Source organism: Streptomyces sp. NPDC018019 (genome assembly GCF_044327805.1).
Classification (GTDB): Bacteria; Actinomycetota; Actinomycetes; order Streptomycetales; family Streptomycetaceae; genus Streptomyces.
This window is the reverse complement of sequence record NZ_JBIRGD010000007.1, coordinates 101,469-126,425: the sequence shown is the minus strand read 5'-3', so window position 1 is coordinate 126,425 and position 24,957 is coordinate 101,469. Positions and strand designations below refer to the sequence as shown.

Below are 24,957 nucleotides of genomic sequence, written 5' to 3'. Positions count from 1 at the left end.
TCCGGACGGCGGCTACCGCACGGGGGTTGATCCCCGGAGCTCTCGTTCCCGGGGACGGCCCCACCATTGACGCACGGATTATGCGGCGCACGATATACGCGGAGCATTGTTCTCACGCTTTTTCATGCGCTTCTCATGGAAAACTCATCGACGCCGCACGGGCGACCGCAATTACCCGAACACCGCCCGCCCGCAGGGATCTTGAATTTCCTGTCCGATTCCTTTCCTTGCGGAATGGAAGACACCCGTTCCGTGCTTTGTGGTGCTAGCGTCCAAGGAGCAGAAGTGCACTCCGTGCTCACTGATTCCCGGTCCGACCACCCGTCGCCGAGGGGACTTCCATGACAGTGGCTGACAACGGCACGAGCAGCGGCCCGGCACCGGCTCCCGAAGAAGTCGGCGCCATGTACGACCGGTTCGGCGACCTGCTCGCCATGCTGCTCGGCAGCAGCGCCCTGCACGTCGGCATGTTCGTACCGCACGGTGAACGGACCTCGGTCGGCTCCCTGCTCGACCTGTCCGACCTCGCCCAGGACCGGCAGACCGAGTACCTCGCCGACGTGCTGACCGGCTGCGGGCTCCCGCCGGACGCCCGCCTGCTCGACATCGGCTGCGGCACCGGCGGCCCGGCGATCCGGCTGGCGCAGCGCTCCGGCGGCCGGGTCACCGGCATCACCGTCAGCCGGGCACAGCTCGCCCGCTGCGCGGAACGGCTGCGCACCGCCGGCCTGGCCGGGCGGGTGGACTTCGCCTACGGCGACGTGATGCGGCTCGGCTTCCCGGACGACTCGTTCGACGCGGCCTGGTCGATCGACTGCTTCCCGCACCTGTCGGACCGGCCCGCCGGGCTGCGCCAGGTGCGGCGCGTCCTGCGCCCCGGCGGCCATCTGCTGCTGACCGAGTTCGCCCGGCGCGGCACGCCCGACGAGGCGGAGGTGGACGCGTTCACCCGGATGTGGGCCTCCCCGGCGCCCACCGCCTTCACGACGCTGCTCGGCGAGATCGAGGAATCCGGTTTCCGCGTCGAGCGGATACAGAACATGACGTCGAACATCGCGCTGTGCGGCGAGCTGATGTCCGTCCTCTACAAGGAGCAGCGGGATGCCATCGAGCAGCGTTTCGGAAAGGAGGCGACCGCCCATATCGATCCGCTGATGGAGCCGTTCCGTACGTTCTGCCAGAAGCACCTGGACTATTACCTGCTGCTGCTCGGCAATCCGGAGGACTGACCCGGTCCCGGCGCCGGTCCCCGCCTTTCGCCCGGCCCGGGCCCGCACCACGCCGTTCGCCTGCACCCCGCGAACCGGCCCGGGCCCGGCCGCCTCTTCCTCTCCCCTTCTCCCCTCCGCTGACTCTCCCCGCACCGATCCGAGAGCTGACTTCCCCCTATGTTCGCCAAACCGGCCTTCGGCCTGCCCCTTTTCTCGGCCTCCCCCGCCTCCGCCTCCCCGTCCGACGCCACACCGCTCCCGCTCCCCGCCCGGCACACTCCCTTACCCGCCGCCCCGGACCAACGGCCGCACCACCGCCGGGAGTTCTGGCGCTCACCCGAGGACCAGCCCCGCTGGGCACGGCCCGCGCTGCTCGGCATCGCCGCGCTGGCGGGGCTGCTGTACGCGTGGAACATCACGAGCAGCGGCCTGGCCCCCTACTACTCGGTCGCCGCCCGCAGCATGACCGAGAGCTGGAAAGCCTTCCTGTTCACGGCCTACGACCCCGCCGCCACCACCACCCTCGACAAGATCGGCGGCTTCCTCTGGCCCCAGGCCCTCTCCGCCCGCCTCTTCGGCTTCCACCCCTGGGCACTGACCCTCCCCCAATGCATCGAAGGCGTCATCTCCGTCCTCGTCATGTACCGCGTCGTACGACGCTGGCAGGGCGCGGCGGCCGGGCTGCTCGCGGCCGGGCTGCTCACGCTCACGCCCGTGACCGCCTCCATGTTCGGTCACGCGATCCCGGACGCCGCCCTGTTCATGTGCCTGCTGCTGGCCGTCGACCGCTACCAGAAGGCAGTCGGCGGCGCCCGGCTGCGCTCCCTGGTATGGGCCGGCGTCTGGGTCGGGCTGGCCTTCCAAGCCAAGATGATGCAGGCCTGGCTCGTCGTGCCCGCACTGGCCGTCGGCTACTTCGTCACCGCACCCGTCACACTGCGCACCCGGCTCGGCCATCTGCTGACCGCGGGGGCGGTGCTGTTCGCGGTGTCCTTCTCGTGGGTGCTGATGATGACGTTCACACCGAAGGACGTCCGCCCGTACGCGGACGGCTCGACGAACAACAGCGCGCTGTCGATGGTCTTCGAGTACAACGGCTTCAGCAGGCCCGCCGACCCCACCGCCCCTGCGGCCCCCGGCAGCAAAGCCGCCCCGCCCCACGGCCACCCCGCCGACCGCACGCACCCGGCCGCCGGGGGTACCGCGCCCTCCACCAAGGGCTCCGCCCCGCCCACCAAGAAGCAGCACCCCGGCGCCCGCAAAATGGTCAGCCTCGGCAGCGAGCCGAACACCTGGTACAAGCTGTTCACCTCCCGCTTCACCCCGCAGATCGGCTGGCTCTACCCACTCGCCCTGATCGGCCTCGTCCACGGCCTGGCGCAGCGCGGCCGGCGCCCCCGTACGGACCGGCTGCGCGGCGGCTGGCTGATGTGGGGCACCTGGCTGCTGACCACGGCCGTCGTACTGAGCGTGGTGGACATCCCGCACACGGCGTACGTGGCCGGGCTGGCCCCCGCGCTGGCCGCCCTGTCCGCCGCCGGAGCCATCACCCTGTGGCGGACGCACCGCGCCGCCGGCCGCCGCCCGGCACGTCTCCTGCTCCCGCTCACCCTCGTCGTGGAGGCGGCCTGGGCCTCCACCATCGCCGCCGGGCACACGGACTTCGCCCCCTGGCTCGTCCCGCTGATCGCCGTGGCGGCCGTCATCGGCGGCCTGGGCCTCCTGTCGTACGGCCGCGCCACCGGCCCCCGCCTGCGGCCCCTCGCCGTGACCTCACTGGCCGCAGCCTGCCTCGCCATGTTCGCCGCGCCGGCCGCCTGGTCGCTGTCCGTCCTGGACACGCGGTACGCGGGCTCGTCGTTCGAGGCACACGCGGGACCGGGAGGCCAGAGCGCCGGCGGGGGCGCGCCGGGCAGCGCGGTGTACGGCGGCGCGGGCGGCGCGTCGTACGACATGTCGCAGGCGCCGCTCACCGCCGCCCAGAAACGCCTGCTCGACTACGTCCGGCGGCACAACGGCAACGCCACGTACACGCTCTCCGCCGACGGCGGCTGGGCGCGTTCCCGGGCGATCACCCACACCGGCCTGCCGATCCTGCCGCTCGGCGGCTTCGCCGGGATGGCCACCTCGGTCACGCTCGCCGAATACCGGCACCTGGTCGCGTCGGGGCAGCTGCGCTTCGCGCTGCTCAACCCCACCGGGGCGGACGGCGGCACGGGCCGCCCCGCCTCCGAGACCGCGAAGATCAACGCCTGGGTCCGCTCGGCCTGCGCCAAGGTCGATCCGAAGGCGTACGCCGCCTCCGCCGCCCCCTCGCTCCCCGAACCCCTCTACGACTGCTCCCCCGCCCGACGCCCCACGCCCTGAACCCGCCCGACCTCCCCGTCTCCCCTCCCCGTCTCCCCTCCTCCCACTCCCTCCCGCCGTGCCCTCCCCACCCCCCACTCGTTCACCGTGATGTGTCTCACGAGACGTGTGGCTATCCGTGAGGCGGGTATCCGGCCCCGGGACCAGGGGGCAGGACACCGGTATGAAATGGTAGAAATGCGGAGGAAAAGCCCCCTGCGGAGAGGAGACGCCATGTCGTCGAAGCGACGCCGTAAGAAGAAGGCCCGCCGTAAGAACGGTGCCAACCACGGCAGCCGTCCCCAGTCCTGAGCGGCACCGCCCGCCGGGCGGCAGGGACGCGCGAACGCATAGGGAAGACCCCCGGGACGGACACCGCCCCGGGGGTCTTCACTCATATGACGCGGCGGACCCGTTACGCGGCCTCCACCACGCCCGAGGACGCCACCTCGATCTTCGCGGAGGTGGCGCCGGAGCGGGAGCCCAGCCCCTCGATCCGCTTCACCAGCTCGGTGCCCTCGACGACCTCGCCGAACACCACGTGCGCGCCGTCCAGCCACGGGGTGGCCACCGTCGTGATGAAGAACTGCGAGCCGTTGGTGTTGCGGCCGGCGTTCGCCATGGACAGCAGGAACGGGCGGTCGTGCTTCAGCTCGAAGTTCTCGTCCGGGAAGCGGTCGCCGTAGATGCTCTTGCCGCCGGTGCCGTTGCGGCGGGTGAAGTCGCCGCCCTGGAGCATGAACTCCGGGATGACCCGGTGGAACGGCGACCCGGCGTAACCGAAGCCGTGCTCGCCGGTGGCCAGCTCACGGAAGTTGCGGGCGGTCTTGGGCACGACGTCGTCGTACAGCTTGAAGACGATGCGGCCCGCGGCCTCGTCGTCGATGGTGATATCGAAAAATACGTTGGAACTCATGGAAGACATCCTTCCATTTCCCCGGCACCCACCTGGCCGCAGGTCGGCGGCACCGCGATCACCCCTCTGAACCGGGCGAAGAACCGCGCCGGCTCCGTCGCTCCGGAGCCGAGGCGGTTCTGAGGCGGTTTCCAGTGATCAGCGTCGGCGTCGGCGTGAACTTCAGCAGGCCGGGTCAGGGCGGGGTCACCGCGATGGCGCGCTGCGGCATCCCCACCCGGCCCACCGCCGGCCGGCGCGGAGCCGCCCGCAGTGAGCCGAGCACGGTGGTGCGCGAGGTGGCCCGGCACGCCACGGCCAACCTCAACGGCGCCAAGCAGAGCACGGCCGCGCAGGCCGCCGACACCGCGAGGCATCTCGCCTTCGTTGGTTGACCCGTGCGGCTCGGACGGCCGTCGGCACCCTTCCACGGGGAAGGGCGCCGACGGGTCCGCGGCCCGACGGTGTCAGTTGGCCGGGGTGGCCTTGAAGTAGCCGAACTCCCGGAAGTTGGGCAGGACGGTGTTGAACATCTGGAGCCATCCCTTGCCGCCGACCGAGTAGGTGGCGTAGTTCTCAGTGCCGTGCCCGCGGAGCGTATAGCTGCCGCCGCCCTGCGAGGAGCGCACGAAGTCGAAGCTGTCGATGCCGCTGGAGCACTCGCCGGGCTTGGAGAGGTAGACCCCGTCGCCGGAGACGCACCAGGTGTTGTAGCCGCCCCAGTTGGAACTGGTCGACTTGATGGTGTAGCTGCCATCATCCTTCTTGTTGAACACCACAGGCGTGCCCTTGCCGGGGCTGTTGGTCAGCAGGACGTAGTCCCAGTTCGCGTACGCCTCGAAGGTGACGCCCCGGTTCACCTTGGTGTCGACGAGGTAGTACGGCTTGCCGGACACGACGGGGTCGGCTGCCGGCGCCGCGGCGCTCGCGGCTGGGGCGGCGAGGGTCATCATCAGGGCGAGACAGCCGGCCCCTGCAACGGCCACGGTACGGGTGGGGCGGCTGAGCAACGCGCGCTTCACGATCTTCCTCCCATAGAGACGGGGTACGCCGATCTTCGGCGCGAAGATCAGGCTGCCGTCGTCACAGGGGCTCTGAACAGGGGGTTTTCAGCCCCGGTAATGCTTCGGACACGAAGAGTGCCGATCGAACGGGCGCCCGGATGGCCGGCCCGGGCAGCCCCGGCCCAGCAGGCAGCGATCTGATCTCGGACGCCGGAGCCTCACAGCGGGCCCCGATGACCGACAGTCCTGGAGCTGGAAAGCCTCAGCGGACTCGCCGCTTGGCTGCATGGGCGAGAGGCGAGGACTCCGACGACGCAGATCATTGAAAAACCGCCTCAGAACCGCCTCAGCTCCGTGTTGGAGGAGCTGTAGCGGTTCTTTGTGCAGCTCAAGGGGAAGTGGGGCGGACGAGTCGGCCTGTACGCCGGGTTCTGTCGCCGAAGGGCCTTGCGGCCCGTCGGGAGACGGCCATCCATCTAGGGCTGCCGTTGCCGGCAGCCTCGTGCGGTCTACCCGCGGACTCGGGCGGGCAGCCCTCGAACGTCCGCGCAGGGCCGTCAGCCGACGGCCCCTCTTGACCTTGCTCCGGGTGGGGTTTACCTAGCCCTCCGAGTCACCTCGGAGGCTGGTGGTCTCTTACACCACCGTTTCACCCTTACCGAGGACCGAGGTCCCCGGCGGTCTGCTTTCTGTGGCACTGTCCCGCGGGTCACCCCGGGTGGGCGTTACCCACCACCCTGCCCTGTGGAGCCCGGACGTTCCTCGGGGGGATGCGGTGCACCCCCACGCGGCCGTCCGGCCGGCTCGTCCGCCGTGCCGACCATGCTACCCGCCGCCCGGCCGAGGCTTGACCTTGCCGTAGCGGCGACGTGTCTACTGGGGGCGGCGAGGGAGAGGGGGCGTTACGTGGGGGACGGGCTTGGCATGGGCAGGGGGCGGCGGCTGCTGGCGTACGAGAGGCGGTGGGTGGCCAGTCTGGGGCTGTGGGTGACGCGGCGGCGGCACGGTGTCGGGCCCGGCCTGCGGCCTCTGGGGTACGCGCGGGCGCAGGCGCCGATGACGTACGGCATCGCGTTCGTGTTCGCGGTGGAGACGGTCGTTGTCGGGTTCCTGCTCGCGCGGTATCCGGTCGTGCACTGGATCATGCTGGTGCTCGACGTCTACATGGTGCTGATGGTGCTGGGCTTCCAGGCCGCCGCCGTCACCCGGCCGCACGTCCTCGGGCCCGACGGGCTGCGGGTGCGTGGCGGTGCCGCGCTGGACGTGTGGATACCGCTGGAGCGGATCGCGTCGGTCCGCTACGACCTGCGCTTCCCGAAGACGGAGGAGGCCGGACGGCGGTCCGCGGAACGGGACGGCGTGCTGGAGCTGGCGGTGGCGGCGCAGACCTGCGTCACCGTGGAACTGACCGAGCCGGTCACCGCCGTGAAGCTGCTGGGGCAACGGGTGGCGGTCCGTACGGTTCGGTTTCATGCGGATGACGGCCGGGGCGCGGTCGTCGCTGTCAGGGGCGCTGTCGAGGAAGCGTGCGTCCGCCGGGGCGGGGAGCAGGGGGAAGGGAGCGGGCGGGGTGTGGTCACGCCGGGGTGAAGCGGACGGGGGCGTGGCCGGGGTCGGCTTCGGTGAGGCGGACGCGTAGCCGGTGGCCCAGTGGCAGGGCCGGCAGCTGATCGCCGCCGTCGACCCGGCCGATCACCGCCGGGTCGTACAGGTGCACCGTGCCCCGGTCCGGCCGCTCCTCCTGGACGTCGACCACGTACCCGTCGAAGACCTCGCCGAGCCGGTCCTGCAACAGGGCCGCCTCGACGAGGTCGACGCACTCCCGCTCGACGCGGTGGGCCCGGCTGCTGCCCTCCGCCATCTCCCCGGGCAGCTCGGGCAGCGCCGCACGGACCCAGTCCGGCGGTTCCTCGCCGGCTGCCGCGGCCAGGCACAGTTCGGCGCCGTAGCGGTCGGCGAGCCGTCGCAGCGGGGCGGTGACGTGGGCGTACGGGGCGGCGACGGCGGCGTGCCGGGCGTGTTCCGGGGCGGGCGGGTCGCCGTCGAAGACGGTGTAGCCCGCGCCGCGCAGCAGGGACGTGCAGTCCTGGAGGAAGGCGGCGTGTGCGGTGCGGGTGGGGTCGAGGGTGCGGACGAGGGCGGCGTACGAGGTGTGCGCGGGCCAGTCGATGCCGAGGGCGCGGGAGGTGCGGCGCAGGCGGGCGACCGCGCCGTCCGGGGCGGTGGGCAGCGTACGGAGCACGCCGGTGCCGGAGGCGAGCATCAGGCCGGCCGCGGCCATGCCGGTGAGCAGGGAGAGCTGGGCGTTCCAGCCGTCGGCGGGGCGGGGCGCGCGGTAGGCGAGGGTGTATCCGTCCGGGCGCTCGATGATCTCCTGCTCGGGGACGTTGAGGGAGATGCCGCCGCGGGCGGCCTCCTGTTCCTCGCGGAGCCGGCCGATCTCGCGCAGGAGGCACAGCGGCTCCTCGGCGGTGCCGGTGTCGAGCGCGCGCTGTACGCCCTCGTAGTCCATTCTTGCGCGCGAGCGGACGAGGGCGCGGCGTACGTCCGTCGAGACCAGCGCGCCGTCCGCGTCGAGGTCGAGCCGCCACAGGACGGCGGGGCGGTCCTCGTCGGGCAGCAGGCTGGCGGCGTCCTCGCCGAGCACGGGCGGGTGCAGGGGGACCCGCCCGTCGGGGAAGTAGAGGGTCAGCACGCGGCGGTGCGCCTCGGCGTCCAGGGCGCCGCCCGGGGTGACGAAGGACGCCACGTCGGCGATGGCGTAGTGGACGCGGTACCCGCCGTTGGGGCGGCGGGAGAGGTACATGGCCTGGTCGAGGTCCATCGAGCCGGGCGGGTCGATGGTGAACAGGGGGATGCCGGTCGCGTCGGTGGCGGCCGTGTCGGCGGGCGGGTGGGGTGCGTGCCCGGCGCTGTCCGCCTCCGCCTGCGCCGAGAGCGGAAAGGTCTGCGGGATGTCCAGCCGTGTCCGCAGCTCACGCAGCGCCGTCCGCAGCGGGGCCTCTGCTGCTGCGGTCACGCGGAGGTGGCGGCGGGGCATGTTTTCGAGCGTAGGGCGGTCGGCGGGCGCCCGCCCCTCGGTGGGCGGATCACCCCTTCCGCGAGCCGTAAAGTGGCGGGGCCAGTGCACCGGAGGTTTAGGAGAAGCGCGTGCTCGTGTTGTTGCCGCCGTCCGAAGGGAAGGCCGCGTCCGGGGGCGGGGAACCGCTGGACGTGGGGGCGCTGTCACTGGCCGGGCTGGGGCCGGCGCGGGAGACGGTGCTCGACGAGCTGGTCGGGCTGTGCGCTGCGGACGAGACGAAGGCGCAGGAGGTCCTGGGGCTGAGCGACGGGCTCCGGGGCGAGATCGCGAAGAACGCCGGGCTGCGCGAGGCGGGGACCCGCCCGGCCGGGGAGATCTACACGGGTGTGCTGTACGACGCGCTGGGGCTCGGCACGCTGTCCCCGGAGGCGCGCCGGCTGGCCGAGTCGTCGCTGCTGGTGTTCTCGGGGCTGTGGGGCGCGGTGCGGATCGGTGACCGGATTCCGTCGTACCGCTGCTCGATGGGGGTGAAGCTGCCGGGGCTGGGCGCCCTGGGCGCGTTCTGGCGCGCGCCGATGGCCGAGGTGCTGCCGCAGGCCGCCGGGGACGGGCTGGTGCTGGACCTGCGGTCGGCGGCGTACGCGACGGCCTGGAAGCCCAAGGGGGAGATCGCGGAGCGTACGGCGACGGTGCGGGTGCTCCAGTCGAAGATCGTCGACGGGGTGGAGAAGCGGTCAGTGGTCAGCCACTTCAACAAGGCGACGAAGGGGCGGCTGGTGCGGGACCTGCTGACGGCGGGGCGCACGCCGGAGGGACCCGCGGAGCTGGTCGAGGCGCTGGGCGATCTCGGGTACGCGGTGGAGGCCGAGGCGCCCGCCAAGGCGGGCAGGGCGTGGGCGATCGACGTGGTGGTCACGGAGCTGTAGAACCCGGACCGCGTTGCATCGTCCGCAACGACCGTTGCGGACGATGGCGCCCCGGCGCACTATGGGCAGCGTGACTACCGCTGCCTCCTCCCCCGCCGCCCCGCCGTCCGTCCTGGGGCTCGCCCCCGTGATCCCGGTCGTGGTCCTCGACGACGCGGCCGACGCCGTGCCGCTCGCCCGCGCGCTCGTGGCGGGCGGACTCCCGGCCATCGAGGTGACGCTGCGTACGGCCGCCGCGCCCGAGGCGATCCGGGCCATCGCCGACGCGGTCCCGGAGGCGGTGGTCGGCGCGGGCACGGTGCTGACCCCCGAACACGTGGACACGGCGGTCGCGGCGGGCTCCCGCTTCCTGGTCAGCCCGGGGTGGTCGCCGCGGCTGCTCGCCGCGATGCGCCGCTCCGGCCTGCCGTTCCTGCCCGGCGTCTCGACGGCGTCGGAGGTGGTGACGCTGCTGGACGAGGGCGTGACCGAGATGAAGTTCTTTCCCGCGGAGGCCGCGGGCGGCACGGCGTATCTGAAGTCGCTGGCCGCGCCGCTCCCCCGCGCCCGGTTCTGCCCGACCGGCGGCATCGGCCTGGCCTCGGCGCCCGCCTACCTGGCGCTGCCGAACGTGGGCTGCGTGGGCGGTACGTGGATGCTCCCGGCGGACGCGCTCCGCGCGAAGGACTGGGCCCGGGTGGAGCAACTGGCACGCGAGGCCGCGTCGTTGCGCTGAGAGCCGGTGGCGACGACGCGGCCGGACGGGTGCTGCGTGCGGGCGCTGCGAACGGGTGCTACGGCGTGACGATCGGGAACACCGGGTCCGGCACCGTCAGGTAGCCGAAGACGGTGTCCGCGGCCGGCTGGTCGTCGACGCGGATGGCGCCCGCCTTGACCGCCGCGTCGAAGTTCCGCTGGAACAGCGGCCCTTCGAGGATGAGCGAGTCGAACGCCGGCCTGGTGAGGGTGATGGTGGCCTGCGGCTTGCCCGCGTACAGGTCCTTGCCCTCGACGTACACCAGGACACCGTTGCGCAGGGTGGTGGTGCACTCCTGCCGGGTGTCCGTGAACTGCCACTGGAGCACGATCGCGGCGCGCTGTTCCCGCGCCGCCGCCGGCCCGTCCACGCTGCGCGCCATGGCCGCGAAGACCTGCTCCAGGCTCATGCTGCGGACCAGGTCCGGCGCTCCCTTGCCGGCGGGCCGCTCCGGGCGGCCGGACCGCAGTTCCTCCGCGCCCGTCAGGAAGAAGTTGCGCCACGGCCCGTTCTCCGCGCCGTAGCCGAGCTGGGCGAAGGTCTTGATCTGGAGGGCCTTGGCGTCCTGGACCGCCTTCTCCGAGACGGTCGCGGGGTCGGCGAAGATGACGTGGTTGAGCAGTTCCACGACCCAGCGGTACGCGTCCGGGTCGGCGTCCCGGCGGTCGTACGCCTCCTGCGCCTGCCGTACGACGGCCTCGGCGCCGCCCATCGCCCCCACGTAGCGGGTGCCGGCCGCGGTCGGGGGCAGGTTCCACAGGTGGGCCGGATTTCCGTCGAACCAGCCCATGTACCGCTGGTAGACGGCCTTGAAGTTGTGGCTGAGCGAGCCGTAGTAGCCCTGGTTGTACCAGTGTTCGGCCAGACCGGCCGGCAGCTGCCGCAGTTCCTCGGCGATCTCGGTTCCGGTGTGGCCCCGGTTGATGAGCCGCAGCGTCTGGTCGTTGAGGTAGGCGTACATGTCCCGCTGATTGCTCAGGAATTCGAGGATGCTCTCCTTGCCCCAGCGCGGCCAGTGGTGCGAGGCGAATTCCACTTCGGTGTGCTCGCCGAAGGTCTGGATCGCGTCGGTGAGGTATTTCGCCCAGGCGTGTGCGTCGCGCACCTGGGCGCCGCGCAGGCTGAGGATGTTGTGCAGGTTGTGGGTGGCGTTCTCCGCCATGCACAGGGCCTGGAGTTCGGGGAGGTAGATGTTCATCTCCGCGGGCGCCTCGGTGCCGGGCGTCAGCTGGAAGAGCAGCCGTACGCCGTCGAGGACGCGGCGGTGCAGCCCCGCCCGCCACGGGATGACGTCGGCGGGCGACCAGTCGTCGCTGGTGACGGCCCGGGTGCCGCCGATGGAGTCGGTCGGCGGCAGCAGGGTGACCTCGCCGGTGGAGACGGTCAGCCCCAGCCCGCACCCGACCTGCGCGTACGGGCTCTTGTCCAGCTTCGCGGCGTACATGTACTCGGCGCGGCGCGCCATTGCCGGGCCCGCGTAGACGTTCTCGCTGACCGCGTGCTCCAGGAACCCCTCGGGTGCGATGACCGGCAGGTCCGCGGGCACCTCGTCGTTCCGTTCCGCGAACAGGCCGCGGGCGCCGCCGAAGTGGTCGACGTGGCTGTGGGTGTAGATCAGCGCACGGACCGGGCCGCTGTTGCCGGTGGTGTCGCGGTACAGCCTGAGCGCGGCCTGCGCGGTCTCGTAGCAGGCCAGCGGGTCGATGACGATGATCCCGCTGTCCCCCTCGATGATCGTCATGTTGGACAGGTCGTAGCCGCGCACCTGGTAGACGGCCCGGCCCGGGCCGGAAGCGACCAGGAAGAGCCCGGCCGTCGCGGTGAGCATCCCCTGGCGCCACAGGCTCGGGTCGACCGTGGGGGGCGCCTGCTCGCCGCCGTCGGTGAGGAAGTCGTACGCGGTGAAGCTCCACACCACCTCATCGCTGTCCGACCGGGAGTGGATCACCGGGACGTCCGGCCGCGCCAGCAGTTGCCGGTTCGCGTCCTCGAAGTCCCGCGAATCGCGCTCCGCGAGGCGCTCCGCGGCCTTCCGGTTGGCTTCCGCGACGGACGGGGAAATCTCGACGGGTTCGGTGTACTCGCTGGCCATACCAACCTCCGTACAGGCATGCGGAATGCACGCATGCGGCGGGAAAAGGACGCCGGCCGCGTCCCGGTCTGCCGGCGACGCTATGAAGACGGTGGGCTCGGATCAAGGAACCGATCAAGCCAGGCGCGGGATCCGGCCCTGAATCAGGGAAAAGCGCGGTATTCACGCCACGTGAAGTGGGCCGGGGAGGGCCGGAGGTTGAGGGGGAAGGGTCCGGAGGGGCAGGAAAATCCGGGTCGGCGGGGGCTGCTGCCGTACGGTGAGGGAAATCCCGGACGGTGACGGAAAACCAGGCCGATGACGGAAACCCACGGCCGGTGGCGAAAAGCACGGAACAGCCCGCCCGCGGCCCGCCGGGGCGTACGGGCGGGCAGTCCGGATTCGGCGCCGGACACGGCACCCGGGTGCAGTGGGCTCACACGGATACGGCGCCGCCCCGGCACCCCGCCTGTGGCGGGCCCGTCCGCCGCGCCCACCCCGTCCTCAGCGCAGGTGCGCCGTCTCGTTCAGCAGCCGTACCGACGCGTTCCCGTCGGCGTAGTACGCGACCGCGGACAGCGACGCCGCGGACAGCTCCATCCGGAACAGCGACTCCGGCGGGGCACCGAGGGCGAGCCGTACCAGGGTCTTGACCGGGGTGACGTGGGTGACCAGCAGCACCGTCCGGCCCGCGTACCGGGCCAGCAGCTTGTCGCGGGAGACCGCGACGCGGCGGGCGACCGCGGCGAAGGACTCGCCGCCGGTGGGGGCCGCCTTGGCGGAGCCGAGCCAGGCGGCCAGGTCCTCGGGGTGGCGCTCCTGCACCTCGGCGAAGGTCAGGCCCTCCCAGGCGCCGAAGTCGGTCTCGCGCAGGCCCTCGTCGACGCGGACGTCCAGGCCGAGGCGGGCCGCGACGGTCTCGGCGGTCTGCCGGCAGCGCTTGAGGGGCGAGCTGACGACGGCCTGGACCGTGCCGCGCGCGGCGAGCGCGGCGGCGACGGCTTCGGCCTGCCGGTGCCCGGCCTCGGACAGTTCGGGGTCGGAGCCGCCGCTGCCGGAGAACCGCTTCTGCGGGGTGAGTGCCGTCTCGCCGTGCCGCAGCAGGACGAGGGTGGTGGGTACGCCGAGGTCGGCGGGCGCCCAGCCGGCCGACGGCGTCTGCGCCCCGGTCACCGGGGCGGCCTCCGCCGCCTCCGCCGCCGCGTCGGCCGCCCGCGCCGCCGCGCTGCGCGCCGGGCCGCCCGCGTCGAGTTCGGTCCGCGAGTCCCGCGGCTCCCACTGCCGCCCCGCCTTGCCCGCGTCCATCGCCTCGTTGGCGAGCCGGTCGGCGTGCTTGTTCCGCTCGCGCGGGATCCACTCGTACGTCACCCGGCCGGGTGGGAAGACGGTCCGCGCCTCGGAGGCCAGCGGCCGCATGTCCGGGTGCTTGATCTTCCAGCGGCCGGACATCTGCTCGACGACGAGCTTGGAGTCCATCCGGACCCGGATCTCCGCCTCCGGGTCCAGCGCGTGCGCGGCACGCAGCCCGGCCAGCAGGCCCCGGTACTCGGCGACGTTGTTGGTGGCCGTGCCGATGTACTCGGCGGCCTCGGCGAGCGGCTGCCCGGACTCCGGGTCGATGACGACGGCGCCGTAGCCCGCGGGCCCCGGGTTGCCCCGGGACCCGCCGTCGGCCTCGACGATGAGCGTACGGGCCACGGCCTACAGGCCCGAGTCGGGCGTGCGCACCAGGATGCGGCTGCAGTTCTCGCAGCGCACGACCTTGTCCGCGGGCGCGCTGCGCACGTCGTTCAGCTCGGTGATGTCCAGCTCCAGGCGGCAGCCCTCGCAGCGGCGCTGGTAGAGGCGGGCGGCGCCGAGGCCGCCGTGCTTCTCGCGCAGCTTGTCGTAGAGCGCCAGCAGGTCGGCCGGGATGTCGGCGACGGTCAGCTCGCGCTCCTTGCGGACCGTGTCGGCCTCGGCGTCGATCTCGGCGTACCGGGCGTCCCGGCGGCCGACCGCGTCGTTGACCTTGGCCTGGACGGACTCCACGCGCCCGGTCAGCTCGGCGACCCGCTCCTGGGCGGACTCGCGGCGCTCCATGACCTCCAGGACGACGTCCTCCAGGTCGCCCTGGCGCTTGGCGAGGGAGGCGATCTCCTTCTGGAGGTTCTCCAGGTCCTTGGGCGAGTTGATGGCACCGGAGTCCAGGCGCTGCTGGTCGCGGGCGGCGCGCTGGCGCACCTGTTCCACGTCCTGCTCCGCCTTGGTCTGCTCGCGGGTGGTGTCGCTCTCCTCGGTCTGCGCGGCGACGAGCAGGTCGCGCTGCTGGGTGAGGTCGCCCTCCAGGGTCTGGATCTCGGCCAGCTCGGGCAGGTTGGCGCGCTTGTGCGCGAGCTGGCTGAGCCTCACGTCCAGGGCCTGGACTTCGAGGAGGCGGATCTGGTCGGCGGGCGCGGCGTTCAGCGGGGGGCTCCTGTGGTAGTGGTCGGGGTCGTGCGGGCGTCGGACGCCGCGTGGGCGGTCCAGGGGTCGGTGACCGTGCGCGAGACGTGGGTGCGCAGGTTCCAGCCGTGCCGGTCGGAAATCTCGTCGAGCTGGGCCGCGGCCTGCTCGCACCAGGGCCACTCGGTGGCCCAGTGGGCGGCGTCGAGCAGCGCCAGCGGGCTCTTCTGGGTCGCCTCGGAGGCGGGGTGGTGACGCAGGTCGGCGGTGAGGAACGCGTCCACGCCCGCCGCCCGTGCGTCGTCGAAGAGGCTGTCGCCGGAGCCGCCGGAGACGGCGACCGTGCGGATCGTGCAGTCCGGGTCGCCGGCGATCCGGACGCCCTGCGCGGTCGCGGGGAGCCGGGCGGCGGCGTACGGGCCGAACTCGGCCAGCGTCATCGGGTGCGGCAGCTCGCAGATCCGGCCCAGGCCGCGGCGGCCGTGGGCGTCGGTGTCGTCCGGCACCAGCGGGCGGAGGACGCGCAGGTCCAGCGCGCCCGCCAGGGCGTCGGAGACACCGGGGTCGGCGGTGTCGGCGTTGGTGTGCGCCACGTGCAGCGCGATGTCGTTCTTGATCAGCGTGTGCACCACGCGGCCCTTGAAGGTGCCGGCCGCGACCGTGGTCGTACCGCGCAGGTAGAGCGGGTGGTGCGTGACGAGCAGGTCGGCGCCGAGCCGGACCGCCTCGTCGGCGATCTCCTGCACGGGGTCGACGGCGAACAGGACCCGGCGCACCTCGGCGTCCGGGTCACCGCAGACCGTGCCGACGGCGTCCCACGATGCGGCCCGCTCGGGGGGCCAGAGGGCGTCGAGCGCGGCGAGGACTTCAGACAGTACGGGCACGGGGGAAGGTTACCTCCCGGCCGGGTCCCCGTGCCGGGCCGCTCGGACGGCCCGGCCCGTGCCGCCCGGCCGGGCGCTCACCGGACCGGCGGCCGGGTCACTTGACCAGGTAGCCGCGCAGGTCGTCCAGGACGCTGTCGGCCGCGGTGACGCCGAGCCCCAGGTACCAGGTCTCGTCCTTGACGTCCTTGGCGTGCCCGGCCTTGACCGCCTTGAGGTTCTTCCACAGCGGGTTGCCCTCGGCGGTGTCGCGTTTGGTGGACTTCGGGTCGCCGTAGACGCCGGTGAAGATCCAGTCGGCGTCGGCCTGGTTGATGTTCTCCGGGCTGACCTCGGTCGCGAGGTCGTTCACCTGCTGGTTCTTCGGCCGCGGCAGGCCGGCGTCCTGGAGGATGGTGCCGATGAACGACTGCTTGGCGTACAGCCGCGTGAACTGCGGCATGTAGCGCAGCATCGTGATCGTCGGCTTGTCCGGGCCGATGTCCGCGCCCAGCTTGCGGGCCTTCTCCTGGTACGCGGCCAGCTTGGCCTTCGCCTCGCCGGTCTTGTCCAGCGCGGCGGCGTTCAGCAGGAAGTTCTGCTTCCAGGTGAATCCGGGCCGGATCGAGAAGACGGTCGGCGCGATCTTCGCGAGGTTCTGGTACTGCTTCTCGGCGCGCAGCTTGCTGCCCAGGATGAGGTCCGGCTTGAGCTGGTTGATCGCCTCCAGGTTGAGGCTGTTGACGGTGCCGACGCTCTTGGGGTCGCCGGCCGCCTTCCTGAGGTAGTCGGGGATGCCGCCGTCGCCCTCGGCGGGCGCGTAGCCGACCGGCTTGACGCCGAGCGAGACGACGTTGTCCAGCTCGCCGACGTCGAGGACGACGACCCGCTTCGGCGCCGCCTTCAGCGTGGTGCGGCCCATGGCGTGCCGGACGGTGCGGGGGAACTGGCCGGGCGCCGCGTCCGTGCCCATCTTCGACGTCTCCTCGGCGGCTTTGCCGAAGTCCTTGCCGCCCTGCGCCACGGCCTTGGAGCCGGCGCCGTGATCGCTGCCGCCGCCGTCCTGCCCGGCGGACCCGCAGGCCGCGAGGGACAGGGCGCCGGTGACGGTGAGGGCCAGTGCGGTGACACCGCGGCGGCGAAGGGACATCACGCGCTCCAGGGCTCGGTTGATGAAGTTAGGTCCGCCTTACTTTAAGCAGTCCCGCTTCATGGAGCACAACCACCTCCCCCGTTTCAGGCGAACCGGACATCGGCCACACTTTTGCGTGAAGTGCCGCAACCTTCACCGATCGTCGAGAGCGCGAAAACTAGCTTCGAGCACATTGACTGGAGGTGAGCACTCGATGACGGCCTGTGTCACCGAGGACGCCGCGCAGCCGGACACCCGGCCGCACCCCGCGGCGCTGACGATCGCCGCCGACGGCTCGTACGCCGCCCGGCTGGCCCGGCACGAGAGCACCGGGGGCTGGTTCCCCGAGCGCTGGACGCTGGCGGGGCCCGAGCCGTACGCGGTCCCGCTGCCCGGCCGCCGGCCCGAGGAGGCCGGCGCCCGGCTGCTGCCGCTGACGGACGGCCGGGTACTGATCCGGCGCCGGGTCGCCGACCGCTTCACGCTCGGCCTGCTGTACCCGACCGGCCCCGGCACCGGCGAACTCCCGCTCGGCTCCGTCGAGGCGGCGGAGCTGCCCCTGCTGCCGGCCTCGCCCTGCGGCGCCCGCGCGTACGCGCTCGCGCCCGGCGCGGGCTCCACCGTGCTGTGGCTGGTGCACGACGGCCGGCAGTCTTCCGTCCCCGGTCAGGCGCGCACGGTCCCCACGTGCGTCGCCGAGATCGAGGGCCGCTGTACGGGCGGCGTCTGGCTGGACCGTACGGGACGGCTGCTGGCCCTGGACCAGGAGCTGGACGGCCGCACCAAGACGGTGGCGGTCGACCTGGAGCGCGGCGGCGAGGTGAGCCCGCTGCTCCAGATCACCGAGGAGAGCAATGACCGGCTGCTGCTGGCCGATCCGGACAGCGGCCTGCTGGTGCTGCGGTCGGACGCGGCGGGGCACGACCGGCTGGGATGGGGCGTGCTGAACAGCGCGCTGCCGGTGCGCTTCCCGGAGTGCCTGCGGCTGGCGGACGCGGCGCTCCAGCCGTTCGCCGTGCAGCCGGGCCAGGCGCTCGCACCGGAGAGCAGCGCGGTGGCGTTCCGCATCGACGCCGCCGGCGGCACGTGGCTGGGCGTCTGGCGGCCCGTGGAACGCAGGCTGCGGCAGCTGCCGCCTCCGCGCGGCTGGCTGGCGGGCACGGGGTTGTGGACGCCGGACGGTGAACTGCGGCTGCCGTTCGTGACGCCGGCGGTGCCGTGCGGGCTGGCCCGGCTGCCGGCCCCGGCCACCGGAGCGCAGTCCGGGGACGAGGCGCCCGGCGGGCCGCCGCCCGCCGACGCCGGGCGGCGCGGGGACACGGCCGAAGACGCCGCCGATCCCGGCCTTCCCTCCGGGGACCTGGTGCCGGCCGGCTTCCCGGTCAGACCAGGACGATGGGTGCGGGTCCCCGCGACTCCCCCGGCCTCGGCGGCGTCCCCGCATCTGCCGCCGCCCCTCGCCTCCACACGATTCACACAAGCGGAGTCCGTGACCCAGGAACCGTACGGCGCGTCCGCGCATCCCTCTCCGTGCAGGCCGGTGCCGTTGCAACAGGCGCCGCTGGCGGCCCGGGAGGCCCGGTAGAGCAAGATCCTTTGCTTCGTTAGGATCGCGGTCGGCCGGCCACCGGCGGCATGGCCGCGGCGCATTCCCGCTGACGCCGGGAGCGCCCGACGCGTACAGCCGTAAGCGATCTGACGGAGTGACTCCTCGCATGTCCGAAGCCCGAACCGACCCGACCCAGGCGCGCCCGCAGGACGCCGCCCAGGCCGCCGCGGCGGCAGGCTCCGGCAAACACCGTGGCCCGGCCGCCTCGGAGGACACCGGCGCGTCCCCGAACGGCCGGCACCGCCGGACCGGGCAGCCGCGGGACATGGATACCGCCAACGCCGCTTGAGCGCCAGCGCCACGTGGGCTCCCGCGGCGCGTGGGCTTCAGCGCCGCTCCGGCTTCGACGCCGCGTGCTCCTCAGCCCCGTGTGAGCGTCAGCGCCGTTTGAGGCCGAGCACCTCCGCCGCCGCGAACGTCTCGTCCGGCGGGCGTTCCGCGTAGTACGGCGTCAGCAGGCCGTCCAGCTCCGCGTACGTGAAGGCGTCCTCGGACGTGTCGAACTGCGCGGCCACCCTGGGCCGTTCGACCACCGCGACCATGCCGCCGTGCACGACGAGCAGCTGCCCGTTGATCCGTGCGGCGGCGGGCGAGGCCAGGTAGCCGACCAGCGGCGCGACGTGCTCGGGGGCCAGCGGGTCCGGCGCCCCGTCCGCCGGCACCGCGAACCCGGCGAACACGTCCTCGGTCATCCGGGTGCGGGCGCGTGGGCAGATGGCGTTGACGGTGACGCCGTACTTGGCCAGCGCGAGCGCCGACGAGGTGGTGAGGCCGACGATGCCGCCCTTGGCCGCCGCGTAGTTGGGCTGGCCCGCGGAGCCCGCGAGGAACGCCTCGGAGGAGGTGTTGACGATCCGCCCGTACACGGCGGAACCAGCGGATTTCGACCGCTCGCGCCAGTGGGCGGCGGCGAACCGGATGGTGTTGAAGTGCCCCTTCAGATGCACCCGGAGCACCGAGTCCCATTCGTCCTCGGACATGGAGAAGACCATCCGGTCGCGCAGGATGCCCGCGTTGTTGACCAGGATGTCCAGCTTCCCCCAGCGTTCGACGGCCTGCTGGACCAGGTCGCGGGCCGTCTCGTGGTCGGCGACGTCGCCGACGTGCGCGACGGCCTCGCCGCCCGCGGCGCGGATCTCGGCGGCGGCCTCCTCGGCCGGGGCCGCCGAGGCCGCGCCGGAACCGTCCCGGCCGGGCTGTCCGTAGTCGTTGACGACGACGGCCGCGCCGAGCCGGGCGAGTTCCCGCGCCTCCGCCCGGCCCAGGCCGCGGCCCGCCCCGGTGACGATCGCGGTCAGTCCGTCGAGCGGCCGTGCGGGCCGTTCCGTGGGAGCGCTCACGTTCTCGGCTTCCTCTCGTGGGTCGGGGCGTCCGTCGGGGCCGGGCCGTTGTGCACCGACGGCCGTCTCAGATCTCGATGCAGGTACGGAGCGCGGTGCCGGTCCGCATCTGCTCCAGCGCCTCGTTGATCTCGGAGAGCCGGACCCGGTGGGTGATCAGCCCGGCCAGGTCGATACGGCCCGCCCGCCACAGGGCGATGGTCTGCTCGTAGGAGCGCAGCACGTCCCCGCCCCCGTACAGCGACGGCAGAATGCGCTTCTCGTCGAAGAACAGCTCGAACATGTTGACCTGGAAGTGGTCGTCCATCGCCCCCGCGCCGACCACGCAGAGCGTGCCGCCGCGCCGCGTCGACTCGTAGGCGGTCCGTGCGGTGGCGGACTTGCCGACGACCTCGAAGACGTAGTCGAAGCCCTCACCGGCGGTGACCCGCTGTTTCGCGTCGGCCAGCTCCTCCGGGGCGACGGCTTCGGTGGCGCCGAAGCGCAGGGCCGCCTCGCGGCGCGCGGCCACCGGGTCCACCGCGACGATCTGCGCGGCGCCGCAGACCCGCGCGCCCTGGACCGCCGAGATGCCGACACCGCCGCAGCCGAGCACCGCGACCGACGCGCCCGGCTCCACCCGCGCGGTGTTGACCGCGGCCCCCAGCCCCGTCGTCACCCCGCAGCCGATCAGCGCCGCGATCTCGTACGGCACGTCGTCCGGGATCGGTACGGCGCAGTTCGCCGCGACCACCACCTCTTCGGCGAAGGTGCCGGTGCCGGCGAAGCCGAAGACGTCGGACGGGTCGGCGCCGGGGCGGCGGAAGTTGGGGGTGCCGGCGTTCATGAACCCGGCCAGGCACAGCCGGGTCTGCCCGCGTTTGCAGGCCGGACACGTGCCGCAGGCGGGCAGCCAGCACATCAGCACCCGGTCGCCCACCGCGAGCCCCTGGACGCCGTCGCCCACCTCCGTGATCTCGCCCGCGCCCTCGTGCCCGGGGACGAACGGCGCGGGCTGCGGCAGCACCCCGCTCATCGCGGAGAGGTCCGAGTGGCACAGCCCGGTCGCCCGGACGCGGATGCGCACCTTCCCCGGCCCGAACCCCACCGCCTCGATGCCGTCGAGGACTTCCAGCTTCTCCTGCCCTGTCTGGTGCTGAATCGCTGCGCGCATGGTGCGCTCCCTTCGCGGGGCGGCGGGGTCGGGTGGTCGTGCGGTCGGGTGGTTCCGTACGCCAGGGCCTTTTCACACGCCGGACGAACCGAGGCCGACGGCGGTGTCCGCCAGGACCGGCGCATCGTCGCGGTCGGCCGCCGTGACCGACACCAGGACCCGCTCGGGCTCCTGCCACATGCGGATACGCAGCGTCTCGCCGGGGAAGACCACCCCCGCGAACCGGGTCGTGTACGCCGCGACGCGCGCCACGTCACCGCCCAGCGCCTCGTCCACCACCGCCTTCAGCGTGATGCCATAGGTGCACAGCCCGTGCAGGATCGGCCGGTCGAAGCCGGCCAGCTTGGCGAACTCGGGGTCGGCGTGCAGCGGGTTCCAGTCGCCGGACAGGCGGTAGAGCAGCGCCTGGTCCTCCCGTACGGGCCGCTCGACGGTACGGTCCGGCGCGCGCTCGGGCAGCGTGAGGCGGCTGGACGGGCCGCGCTCCCCGCCGAACCCGCCCTCCCCCCGGACGAAGATCTGCGTGTCGCACGTCCACAGCGGCCCCTCGTCGTCGGCCGTCTCGGAGCGCAGCACGATGACCGCGGCCTTCCCCTTGTCGTACACGGCGGGCACGGTGGACGTCTGGACGGCCCGTCCCCGTACGGGAAGAGGCCGGTGCACCGTCACGGTCTGCCCGCCGTGCAGCACGGCGGCGAGGTCCACGTCGATGCCGGGCGCGGACAGGCCGCCGGCCAGCGCCATCCCGCCGCCCGCCACGGTCGCGAAGCTGGGCAGCACGTGCAGCTTGCTCTCCAGGGTGTAGCGCAGTTCGCCGGGGTCGGTGGCGGGCACGCCGGCGCCGATGCCGAGGTGGTAGAGCAGGACGTCCTTGGGCTCCCAGACGAGTTCGGTGGTCCGCGGCTCGGCGGCGATGGCCTGGGCGGCGTCGATGGGCATGGGGCTGCTGCTCCTTCACCACGGTGTGAAGACCCCGGCCCGGCCGTCCGCACCGTCGGCCGTGCCGGGGTCGCCTGCGGTCGGCGGTCCGGGCCCGTCATGGCTCGCGGCCGCGCCCGGGCGTCCCGTTCTAGAACGCGTTCTATCCGACGGCTTCCATGTATAGCCGATCCGGCGGGAGCCGGGAACCCCTGACGGGCCGTCAGGTCGGGGCGGCGCTCCGGCCCGCCCGCCTCCGTGACATTTGTCCCCGCCGGCCGCGTACATTCACCACTGCCGGGGCCGGCGGCGGTGCCGGTAGCGTCGTGAGCAGAGCGCGGACACGGCGCGGAACAGGGAAGAGAGCAGTACGGAACGTGCGCGGGAACCGGCAGGCCGAAGAGAACGACCACGACGGGCGGGACGGCGGGCGAGGCGGGCGCGGGCGCCCCGGCCGGCGCCGTACCCGCGAACCGGCCGCGCCGGGCTGGTCCGGCCTGCTCGGCCTGAAGGGCGGACCGCGCGACGACGACGCGGCCGCGGACGGCGGACAGGGGTCCGTCATCCCCGCCAAGGGCGGGGGCCCGCGCGCCGTCAGCTTCCTGCCGTGGCTGCTGATGGGCATGGGCGCCCTGTCCAACATCATCAGCGGCAAGTCCCAGAACACCTGGCTGGCCGGTCTCGGCCTGCTGGCGTTCAACTCCCTCTACATCTCCGTCGTCTTCTCGGCCTTCAACCCGCGCTACCGCGACTCACGGATCCCCGTGTACGGGTTCGCCGCCCTGGCCGCGGTCACCTACACCATCGCGATCTCCTTCGGCCACGCCTGGCTGCTGTTCTTCCCGCTCCTCTCGCTGGCCTCCGGCACGGTCCGCAAGCTCCGCGGAAAACCGCACTTCGTCGTCCTGCTCATCATCAGCGGCTCGGCCGGCGCCATCGCGGGCCACCGCTTCGCCGACCACTGGACGTCCGCCGCCCTCGGCTACGGCACCTTCATCTCCGGCATGGTCGCCGCCACCGTCCTGAGCCTCTTCGAGACCATCAAGCAGCTCGACGCGACCCGGCAGGAACTGGCCCGTACAGCAGTGGAGAAGGAACGCCTGCGCTTCTCCCGCGACCTGCACGACCTGCTCGGCCACACCCTCTCGGTGATCGTCGTCAAGGCCGAGGCGGTACGGCGGCTGGCGCCGCGCAACGTGGACGCGGCGCTCGGCCAGGCCGCCGACATCGAGGCGGTGGGCCGCCAGGCGCTGACCGAGATCCGCGAAGCGGTCACCGGCTACCGCGAGGGCAGCCTGAGCACCGAACTGGACCGCGCCCGCTCCGCCCTCCAGGCCGCCGGCATCGAGCCCGTCGTCCGCCACTCCGGCCCGCCGCTGCCCCCGCAGGCGAGCGCGCTGCTCGGCTGGGTGGTCCGCGAGGGCGTCACCAACACCGTCCGCCACAGCGGCGCCACCCGGTGCGAGATCGAGGTCCGCACCGACACCGCCGCCGACCGCACCCGCCTCACCATCACCGACGACGGCCGCGGTCCCGCCGCGCCGTCCGGGGGGCCCGCCACCTCCGGCGGCACCGGCCTCAAGGGCCTCACGGAGCGCCTGGCCACGGCCGGGGGCACGCTGGACTGGGGGGCGGACGGGCGGCGCGGATTCCGGCTGGTGGTGGAGCTGCCGGTGGGCGGGGAGGAGGCGGAGGCGCGTTAGGACTCGGGGAGCGGCCGGTTTTCCTGTGCCGCTCTGTCCCCGCCCGCGGAACACAACCCTCTGTGCGGCTCAGGGGTCCCTCCATGATGATCAGTGTTTTGTCCTGTGTCCCGACCGGAAGAGAACCCGATGAAGCTTCGCCGCACCCTGGCCATGGCCCTCGCCGCGACCGCCCTGCCGTCGGCCGCCCTGCTGGCCGCCCCCACCGCGCACGCGGCCGGGGCGACCGGAGAGCAGCTGCCCAGCTGCTACGACGTCTCCACCGCGTACGGCGACTACGAGCAGAAGACCCTCAGGCTCGACCAGACCGACGCCGACGGACCGGTCGTCCGGGGCGGCGGCTGGCGGTCGTTCCGGGCGACGGTCACCAACATCGGCACGGTGGACGTGAAGACGCTCGGCATGTCCGTCTACGCCTGGCGGCAGGTGGAGGACGAGGACCCGGTGATCGGCCGGTTCATCGCGTTCGAGTACAAGAACAAGAAGACCGGCGCATGGACCCCGGTGGACGGCAACGCGTCCGGCCGCTTCGTGACCGACGGTGTGCTGAAGGCCGGGAAGTCGGTGACCTACGACCTCCGGCTCCGCGCCACGGCGGACCTGCCGGCGCACATGACCTGGGGGGACGTCAGCGTGAACGCCTCCTTCGTGGACCACTACCGCTTCCCCACCGGCTCCGTGGTCCCCTGCTCGGCCGGCGAAACGGGCCAGAACCTCGTCCACATCGCGGACGCGACCGCCGCCCCTGCCGCGGCGGCACGCGCATAGGGCGAAGCCCGTCCGCCCCGCACCGCCGAGTCGCCCACCAGACCGTCCCGGCACCGCCGGCCGTGGCGATCCTGCGCACCCGGGGCGGCGCCGTGCTTCCGGCCGGTCCCGTCCGTGGGCTCGACGGCCACCGAGGTCGGCCGGGGGCCGGCACGCGCTCTACGCTGGTGCCATGAGCCAAGACGCAGCGTCCAGCCCCGCGGAACAGGACTCCTCGGTACCGTGTGTACGTGTTCTCCTCGCCGAGGACCAGGGGATGATGCGGGGCGCGCTGGCGCTGCTGCTCAACCTGGAGGACGACATGGAGGTCGTCGCCCAGGTGTCGGCGGGGGACGCGATCGTGCCGACGGCGCTGGAGGCGCGGCCGGACATCGCACTGCTGGACATCGAACTGCCGGGGCGCAGCGGGCTGGACGCCGCGGCGGAGCTGCGGGCGGCGCTGCCGTCCTGCAAGGTGCTGATCGTGACGACGTTCGGGCGGCCCGGGTATCTGCGGCGGGCGATGGAGGCGGGGGCGTCCGGGTTCCTCGTCAAGGACGGTCCCGTGGAGGACCTGGCGGCGGCCATCCGGCGGGTGCTGGCCGGGGAGCAGGTGATCGATCCGGGGCTGGCCGCGGCGGCGCTCAGCGCGGGGCCGAATCCGCTGACCCAGCGGGAACGCGATGTGCTGACCGCCGCCGTGGACGGGGCGACCGTCGCCGACATCGCCGGGAAGCTGCACCTGTCCCAGGCGACCGTGCGCAACTACCTGTCGGCGGCCATCGGCAAGACGGGGACGCGCAACCGCATGGAGGCGGTGCGGACGGCCCGGCAGAACGGGTGGCTGTAGGCAGGCG

General features: G+C 72.9%; 23 protein-coding genes and 1 other RNA gene. 12 read left to right on the top strand and 12 right to left on the bottom strand.

The window, feature by feature from the left end; genetic code table 11:
• Positions 1 to 341 precede the first annotated feature (341 nt).
• From ACH4FX_RS14420 to ACH4FX_RS14410, 3 genes are all read left to right on the top strand, one after another.
• The gene (locus ACH4FX_RS14420) at positions 342 to 1,229 is read left to right on the top strand and encodes a methyltransferase domain-containing protein (RefSeq protein ID WP_398478642.1); all 888 of its coding nucleotides are present in this window, start codon (positions 342 to 344) and stop codon (positions 1,227 to 1,229) included.
• Positions 1,230 to 1,388: 159 nt separating this feature from the next.
• Positions 1,389 to 3,578, top strand: coding sequence for an ArnT family glycosyltransferase (locus ACH4FX_RS14415; RefSeq protein WP_398478640.1), 2,190 nt, complete (start codon positions 1,389 to 1,391; stop codon positions 3,576 to 3,578).
• A 213-nt stretch (positions 3,579 to 3,791) separates the two neighbouring features.
• Positions 3,792 to 3,869, top strand: coding sequence for a 50S ribosomal protein bL37 (locus ACH4FX_RS14410; protein ID WP_370443954.1), 78 nt, complete (start codon positions 3,792 to 3,794; stop codon positions 3,867 to 3,869).
• A gap of 103 nt (positions 3,870 to 3,972) precedes the next feature.
• Here the strand turns inward: ACH4FX_RS14410 and ACH4FX_RS14405 are convergent, their stop codons facing one another.
• Complete coding sequence (locus tag ACH4FX_RS14405; protein WP_398478639.1) at positions 3,973 to 4,473, bottom strand: peptidylprolyl isomerase; 501 nt, start codon at positions 4,471 to 4,473, stop codon at positions 3,973 to 3,975.
• A gap of 134 nt (positions 4,474 to 4,607) precedes the next feature.
• Here ACH4FX_RS14405 and ACH4FX_RS14400 point away from each other — a divergent pair, with 134 nt between their 5' ends.
• Positions 4,608 to 4,847: a hypothetical protein gene (locus tag ACH4FX_RS14400; protein WP_398478637.1), complete on the top strand. Its 240-nt coding sequence runs from the start codon at positions 4,608 to 4,610 to the stop codon at positions 4,845 to 4,847.
• A 72-nt stretch (positions 4,848 to 4,919) separates the two neighbouring features.
• Here ACH4FX_RS14400 and ACH4FX_RS14395 read toward each other — a convergent pair whose 3' ends face one another.
• Both ACH4FX_RS14395 and rnpB read right to left on the bottom strand, forming a co-directional pair.
• On the bottom strand, positions 4,920 to 5,474 hold the full coding sequence (locus ACH4FX_RS14395) for a hypothetical protein (protein ID WP_398478635.1): 555 nt from the start codon (positions 5,472 to 5,474) through the stop codon (positions 4,920 to 4,922).
• A 386-nt stretch (positions 5,475 to 5,860) separates the two neighbouring features.
• An RNA gene (rnpB, locus tag ACH4FX_RS14390) (RNase P RNA component class A) lies at positions 5,861 to 6,263 on the bottom strand.
• Between the two features lie 99 nt (positions 6,264 to 6,362).
• On the opposite strand from rnpB, the gene ACH4FX_RS14385 reads away from it, so the two are divergent.
• On the top strand, positions 6,363 to 7,046 hold the full coding sequence (locus tag ACH4FX_RS14385) for a hypothetical protein (RefSeq protein ID WP_398478633.1): 684 nt from the start codon (positions 6,363 to 6,365) through the stop codon (positions 7,044 to 7,046).
• Here ACH4FX_RS14385 and ACH4FX_RS14380 read toward each other — a convergent pair.
• Positions 7,033 to 8,496 carry an RNB domain-containing ribonuclease gene (locus ACH4FX_RS14380; RefSeq protein ID WP_398478631.1) on the bottom strand — a complete coding sequence of 488 codons (1,464 nt, stop codon included), beginning with the start codon at positions 8,494 to 8,496 and terminating at the stop codon, positions 7,033 to 7,035. The two genes, ACH4FX_RS14385 and ACH4FX_RS14380, sit on opposite strands and share 14 nt — an antisense overlap.
• Positions 8,497 to 8,606: 110 nt before the next feature.
• Here ACH4FX_RS14380 and yaaA point away from each other — a divergent pair, with 110 nt between their 5' ends.
• Both yaaA and eda read left to right on the top strand, forming a co-directional pair.
• Complete coding sequence (gene yaaA, locus ACH4FX_RS14375) at positions 8,607 to 9,404, top strand: peroxide stress protein YaaA (RefSeq protein WP_398478629.1); 798 nt, start codon at positions 8,607 to 8,609, stop codon at positions 9,402 to 9,404.
• Between the two features lie 61 nt (positions 9,405 to 9,465).
• Complete coding sequence (gene eda, locus ACH4FX_RS14370; RefSeq protein WP_398478627.1) at positions 9,466 to 10,119, top strand: bifunctional 4-hydroxy-2-oxoglutarate aldolase/2-dehydro-3-deoxy-phosphogluconate aldolase; 654 nt, start codon at positions 9,466 to 9,468, stop codon at positions 10,117 to 10,119.
• Positions 10,120 to 10,177: 58 nt separating this feature from the next.
• Here eda and ACH4FX_RS14365 read toward each other — a convergent pair whose 3' ends face one another.
• The 5 genes from ACH4FX_RS14365 to ACH4FX_RS14345 all read right to left on the bottom strand — a co-directional run bounded on the left by ACH4FX_RS14365 (position 10,178) and on the right by ACH4FX_RS14345 (position 16,648).
• Entirely contained in the window at positions 10,178 to 12,232 is a 2,055-nt protein-coding gene (locus ACH4FX_RS14365) for an alkyl/aryl-sulfatase (protein WP_398478625.1), read from the bottom strand.
• Between the two features lie 483 nt (positions 12,233 to 12,715).
• The gene (locus ACH4FX_RS14360) at positions 12,716 to 13,909 is read right to left on the bottom strand and encodes a bifunctional RNase H/acid phosphatase (protein WP_398478623.1); all 1,194 of its coding nucleotides are present in this window, start codon (positions 13,907 to 13,909) and stop codon (positions 12,716 to 12,718) included.
• Positions 13,910 to 13,912: 3 nt separating this feature from the next.
• The gene (locus ACH4FX_RS14355; protein ID WP_398478993.1) at positions 13,913 to 14,656 is read right to left on the bottom strand and encodes a zinc ribbon domain-containing protein; all 744 of its coding nucleotides are present in this window, start codon (positions 14,654 to 14,656) and stop codon (positions 13,913 to 13,915) included.
• Positions 14,653 to 15,519 (bottom strand): Nif3-like dinuclear metal center hexameric protein, encoded by an 867-nt coding sequence (locus tag ACH4FX_RS14350; RefSeq protein ID WP_398478622.1) that lies wholly within the window; start codon positions 15,517 to 15,519, stop codon positions 14,653 to 14,655. The genes ACH4FX_RS14355 and ACH4FX_RS14350 overlap by 4 nt, the downstream gene beginning before the upstream one ends.
• A 97-nt stretch (positions 15,520 to 15,616) precedes the next feature.
• Positions 15,617 to 16,648 carry an ABC transporter substrate-binding protein gene (locus ACH4FX_RS14345; protein ID WP_398478620.1) on the bottom strand — a complete coding sequence of 344 codons (1,032 nt, stop codon included), beginning with the start codon at positions 16,646 to 16,648 and terminating at the stop codon, positions 15,617 to 15,619.
• 196 nt (positions 16,649 to 16,844) lie between these two features.
• Between ACH4FX_RS14345 and ACH4FX_RS14340 the strand changes: the two genes are divergently transcribed.
• Both ACH4FX_RS14340 and ACH4FX_RS14335 read left to right on the top strand, forming a co-directional pair.
• Positions 16,845 to 18,215 (top strand): hypothetical protein, encoded by a 1,371-nt coding sequence (locus ACH4FX_RS14340; RefSeq protein ID WP_398478618.1) that lies wholly within the window; start codon positions 16,845 to 16,847, stop codon positions 18,213 to 18,215.
• A 130-nt stretch (positions 18,216 to 18,345) separates the two neighbouring features.
• Positions 18,346 to 18,528 (top strand): hypothetical protein, encoded by a 183-nt coding sequence (locus ACH4FX_RS14335; protein ID WP_398478616.1) that lies wholly within the window; start codon positions 18,346 to 18,348, stop codon positions 18,526 to 18,528.
• 88 nt (positions 18,529 to 18,616) lie between these two features.
• Here ACH4FX_RS14335 and ACH4FX_RS14330 read toward each other — a convergent pair whose 3' ends face one another.
• The 3 genes from ACH4FX_RS14330 to ACH4FX_RS14320 form a co-directional block, all read right to left on the bottom strand.
• Positions 18,617 to 19,579, bottom strand: coding sequence for a 3-oxoacyl-ACP reductase (locus tag ACH4FX_RS14330; RefSeq protein ID WP_398478614.1), 963 nt, complete (start codon positions 19,577 to 19,579; stop codon positions 18,617 to 18,619).
• A gap of 67 nt (positions 19,580 to 19,646) precedes the next feature.
• Positions 19,647 to 20,732: a Zn-dependent alcohol dehydrogenase gene (locus tag ACH4FX_RS14325; protein ID WP_398478612.1), complete on the bottom strand. Its 1,086-nt coding sequence runs from the start codon at positions 20,730 to 20,732 to the stop codon at positions 19,647 to 19,649.
• A gap of 72 nt (positions 20,733 to 20,804) precedes the next feature.
• Positions 20,805 to 21,671, bottom strand: coding sequence for a MaoC/PaaZ C-terminal domain-containing protein (locus tag ACH4FX_RS14320; RefSeq protein WP_398478610.1), 867 nt, complete (start codon positions 21,669 to 21,671; stop codon positions 20,805 to 20,807).
• A 356-nt stretch (positions 21,672 to 22,027) separates the two neighbouring features.
• Here ACH4FX_RS14320 and ACH4FX_RS14315 point away from each other — a divergent pair, with 356 nt between their 5' ends.
• The 3 genes from ACH4FX_RS14315 to ACH4FX_RS14305 all read left to right on the top strand — a co-directional run bounded on the left by ACH4FX_RS14315 (position 22,028) and on the right by ACH4FX_RS14305 (position 24,950).
• Complete coding sequence (locus ACH4FX_RS14315; RefSeq protein ID WP_398478608.1) at positions 22,028 to 23,353, top strand: sensor histidine kinase; 1,326 nt, start codon at positions 22,028 to 22,030, stop codon at positions 23,351 to 23,353.
• A gap of 129 nt (positions 23,354 to 23,482) precedes the next feature.
• A complete protein-coding gene (locus ACH4FX_RS14310; protein WP_398478606.1) occupies positions 23,483 to 24,121 on the top strand; it encodes a hypothetical protein in 639 nt (212 codons plus the stop codon).
• A gap of 172 nt (positions 24,122 to 24,293) precedes the next feature.
• Positions 24,294 to 24,950 (top strand): response regulator, encoded by a 657-nt coding sequence (locus ACH4FX_RS14305; RefSeq protein ID WP_398478605.1) that lies wholly within the window; start codon positions 24,294 to 24,296, stop codon positions 24,948 to 24,950.
• Positions 24,951 to 24,957 lie beyond the last annotated feature (7 nt).

Bases quoted from the DNA above. Each gene is read 5' to 3' on its own strand.
- ACH4FX_RS14325 (WP_398478612.1), bottom strand. From the start codon at position 20,732: ATGCGCGCAGCGATTCAGCACCAGACAGGGCAGGAGAAGCTGGAAGTC.
- ACH4FX_RS14415 (WP_398478640.1), top strand. From the start codon at position 1,389: ATGTTCGCCAAACCGGCCTTCGGCCTGCCCCTTTTCTCGGCCTCCCCC.
- ACH4FX_RS14365 (WP_398478625.1), bottom strand. From the start codon at position 12,232: ATGGCCAGCGAGTACACCGAACCCGTCGAGATTTCCCCGTCCGTCGCG.
- ACH4FX_RS14405 (WP_398478639.1), bottom strand. From the start codon at position 4,473: ATGAGTTCCAACGTATTTTTCGATATCACCATCGACGACGAGGCCGCG.
- ACH4FX_RS14335 (WP_398478616.1), top strand. From the start codon at position 18,346: ATGTCCGAAGCCCGAACCGACCCGACCCAGGCGCGCCCGCAGGACGCC.
- eda (WP_398478627.1), top strand. From the start codon at position 9,466: ATGGGCAGCGTGACTACCGCTGCCTCCTCCCCCGCCGCCCCGCCGTCC.
- ACH4FX_RS14305 (WP_398478605.1), top strand. From the start codon at position 24,294: ATGAGCCAAGACGCAGCGTCCAGCCCCGCGGAACAGGACTCCTCGGTA.
- ACH4FX_RS14380 (WP_398478631.1), bottom strand. From the start codon at position 8,496: ATGCCCCGCCGCCACCTCCGCGTGACCGCAGCAGCAGAGGCCCCGCTG.
- ACH4FX_RS14320 (WP_398478610.1), bottom strand. From the start codon at position 21,671: ATGCCCATCGACGCCGCCCAGGCCATCGCCGCCGAGCCGCGGACCACC.
- ACH4FX_RS14420 (WP_398478642.1), top strand. From the start codon at position 342: ATGACAGTGGCTGACAACGGCACGAGCAGCGGCCCGGCACCGGCTCCC.
- ACH4FX_RS14345 (WP_398478620.1), bottom strand. From the start codon at position 16,648: ATGTCCCTTCGCCGCCGCGGTGTCACCGCACTGGCCCTCACCGTCACC.
- ACH4FX_RS14410 (WP_370443954.1), top strand. From the start codon at position 3,792: ATGTCGTCGAAGCGACGCCGTAAGAAGAAGGCCCGCCGTAAGAACGGT.
- ACH4FX_RS14340 (WP_398478618.1), top strand. From the start codon at position 16,845: ATGACGGCCTGTGTCACCGAGGACGCCGCGCAGCCGGACACCCGGCCG.
- ACH4FX_RS14310 (WP_398478606.1), top strand. From the start codon at position 23,483: ATGAAGCTTCGCCGCACCCTGGCCATGGCCCTCGCCGCGACCGCCCTG.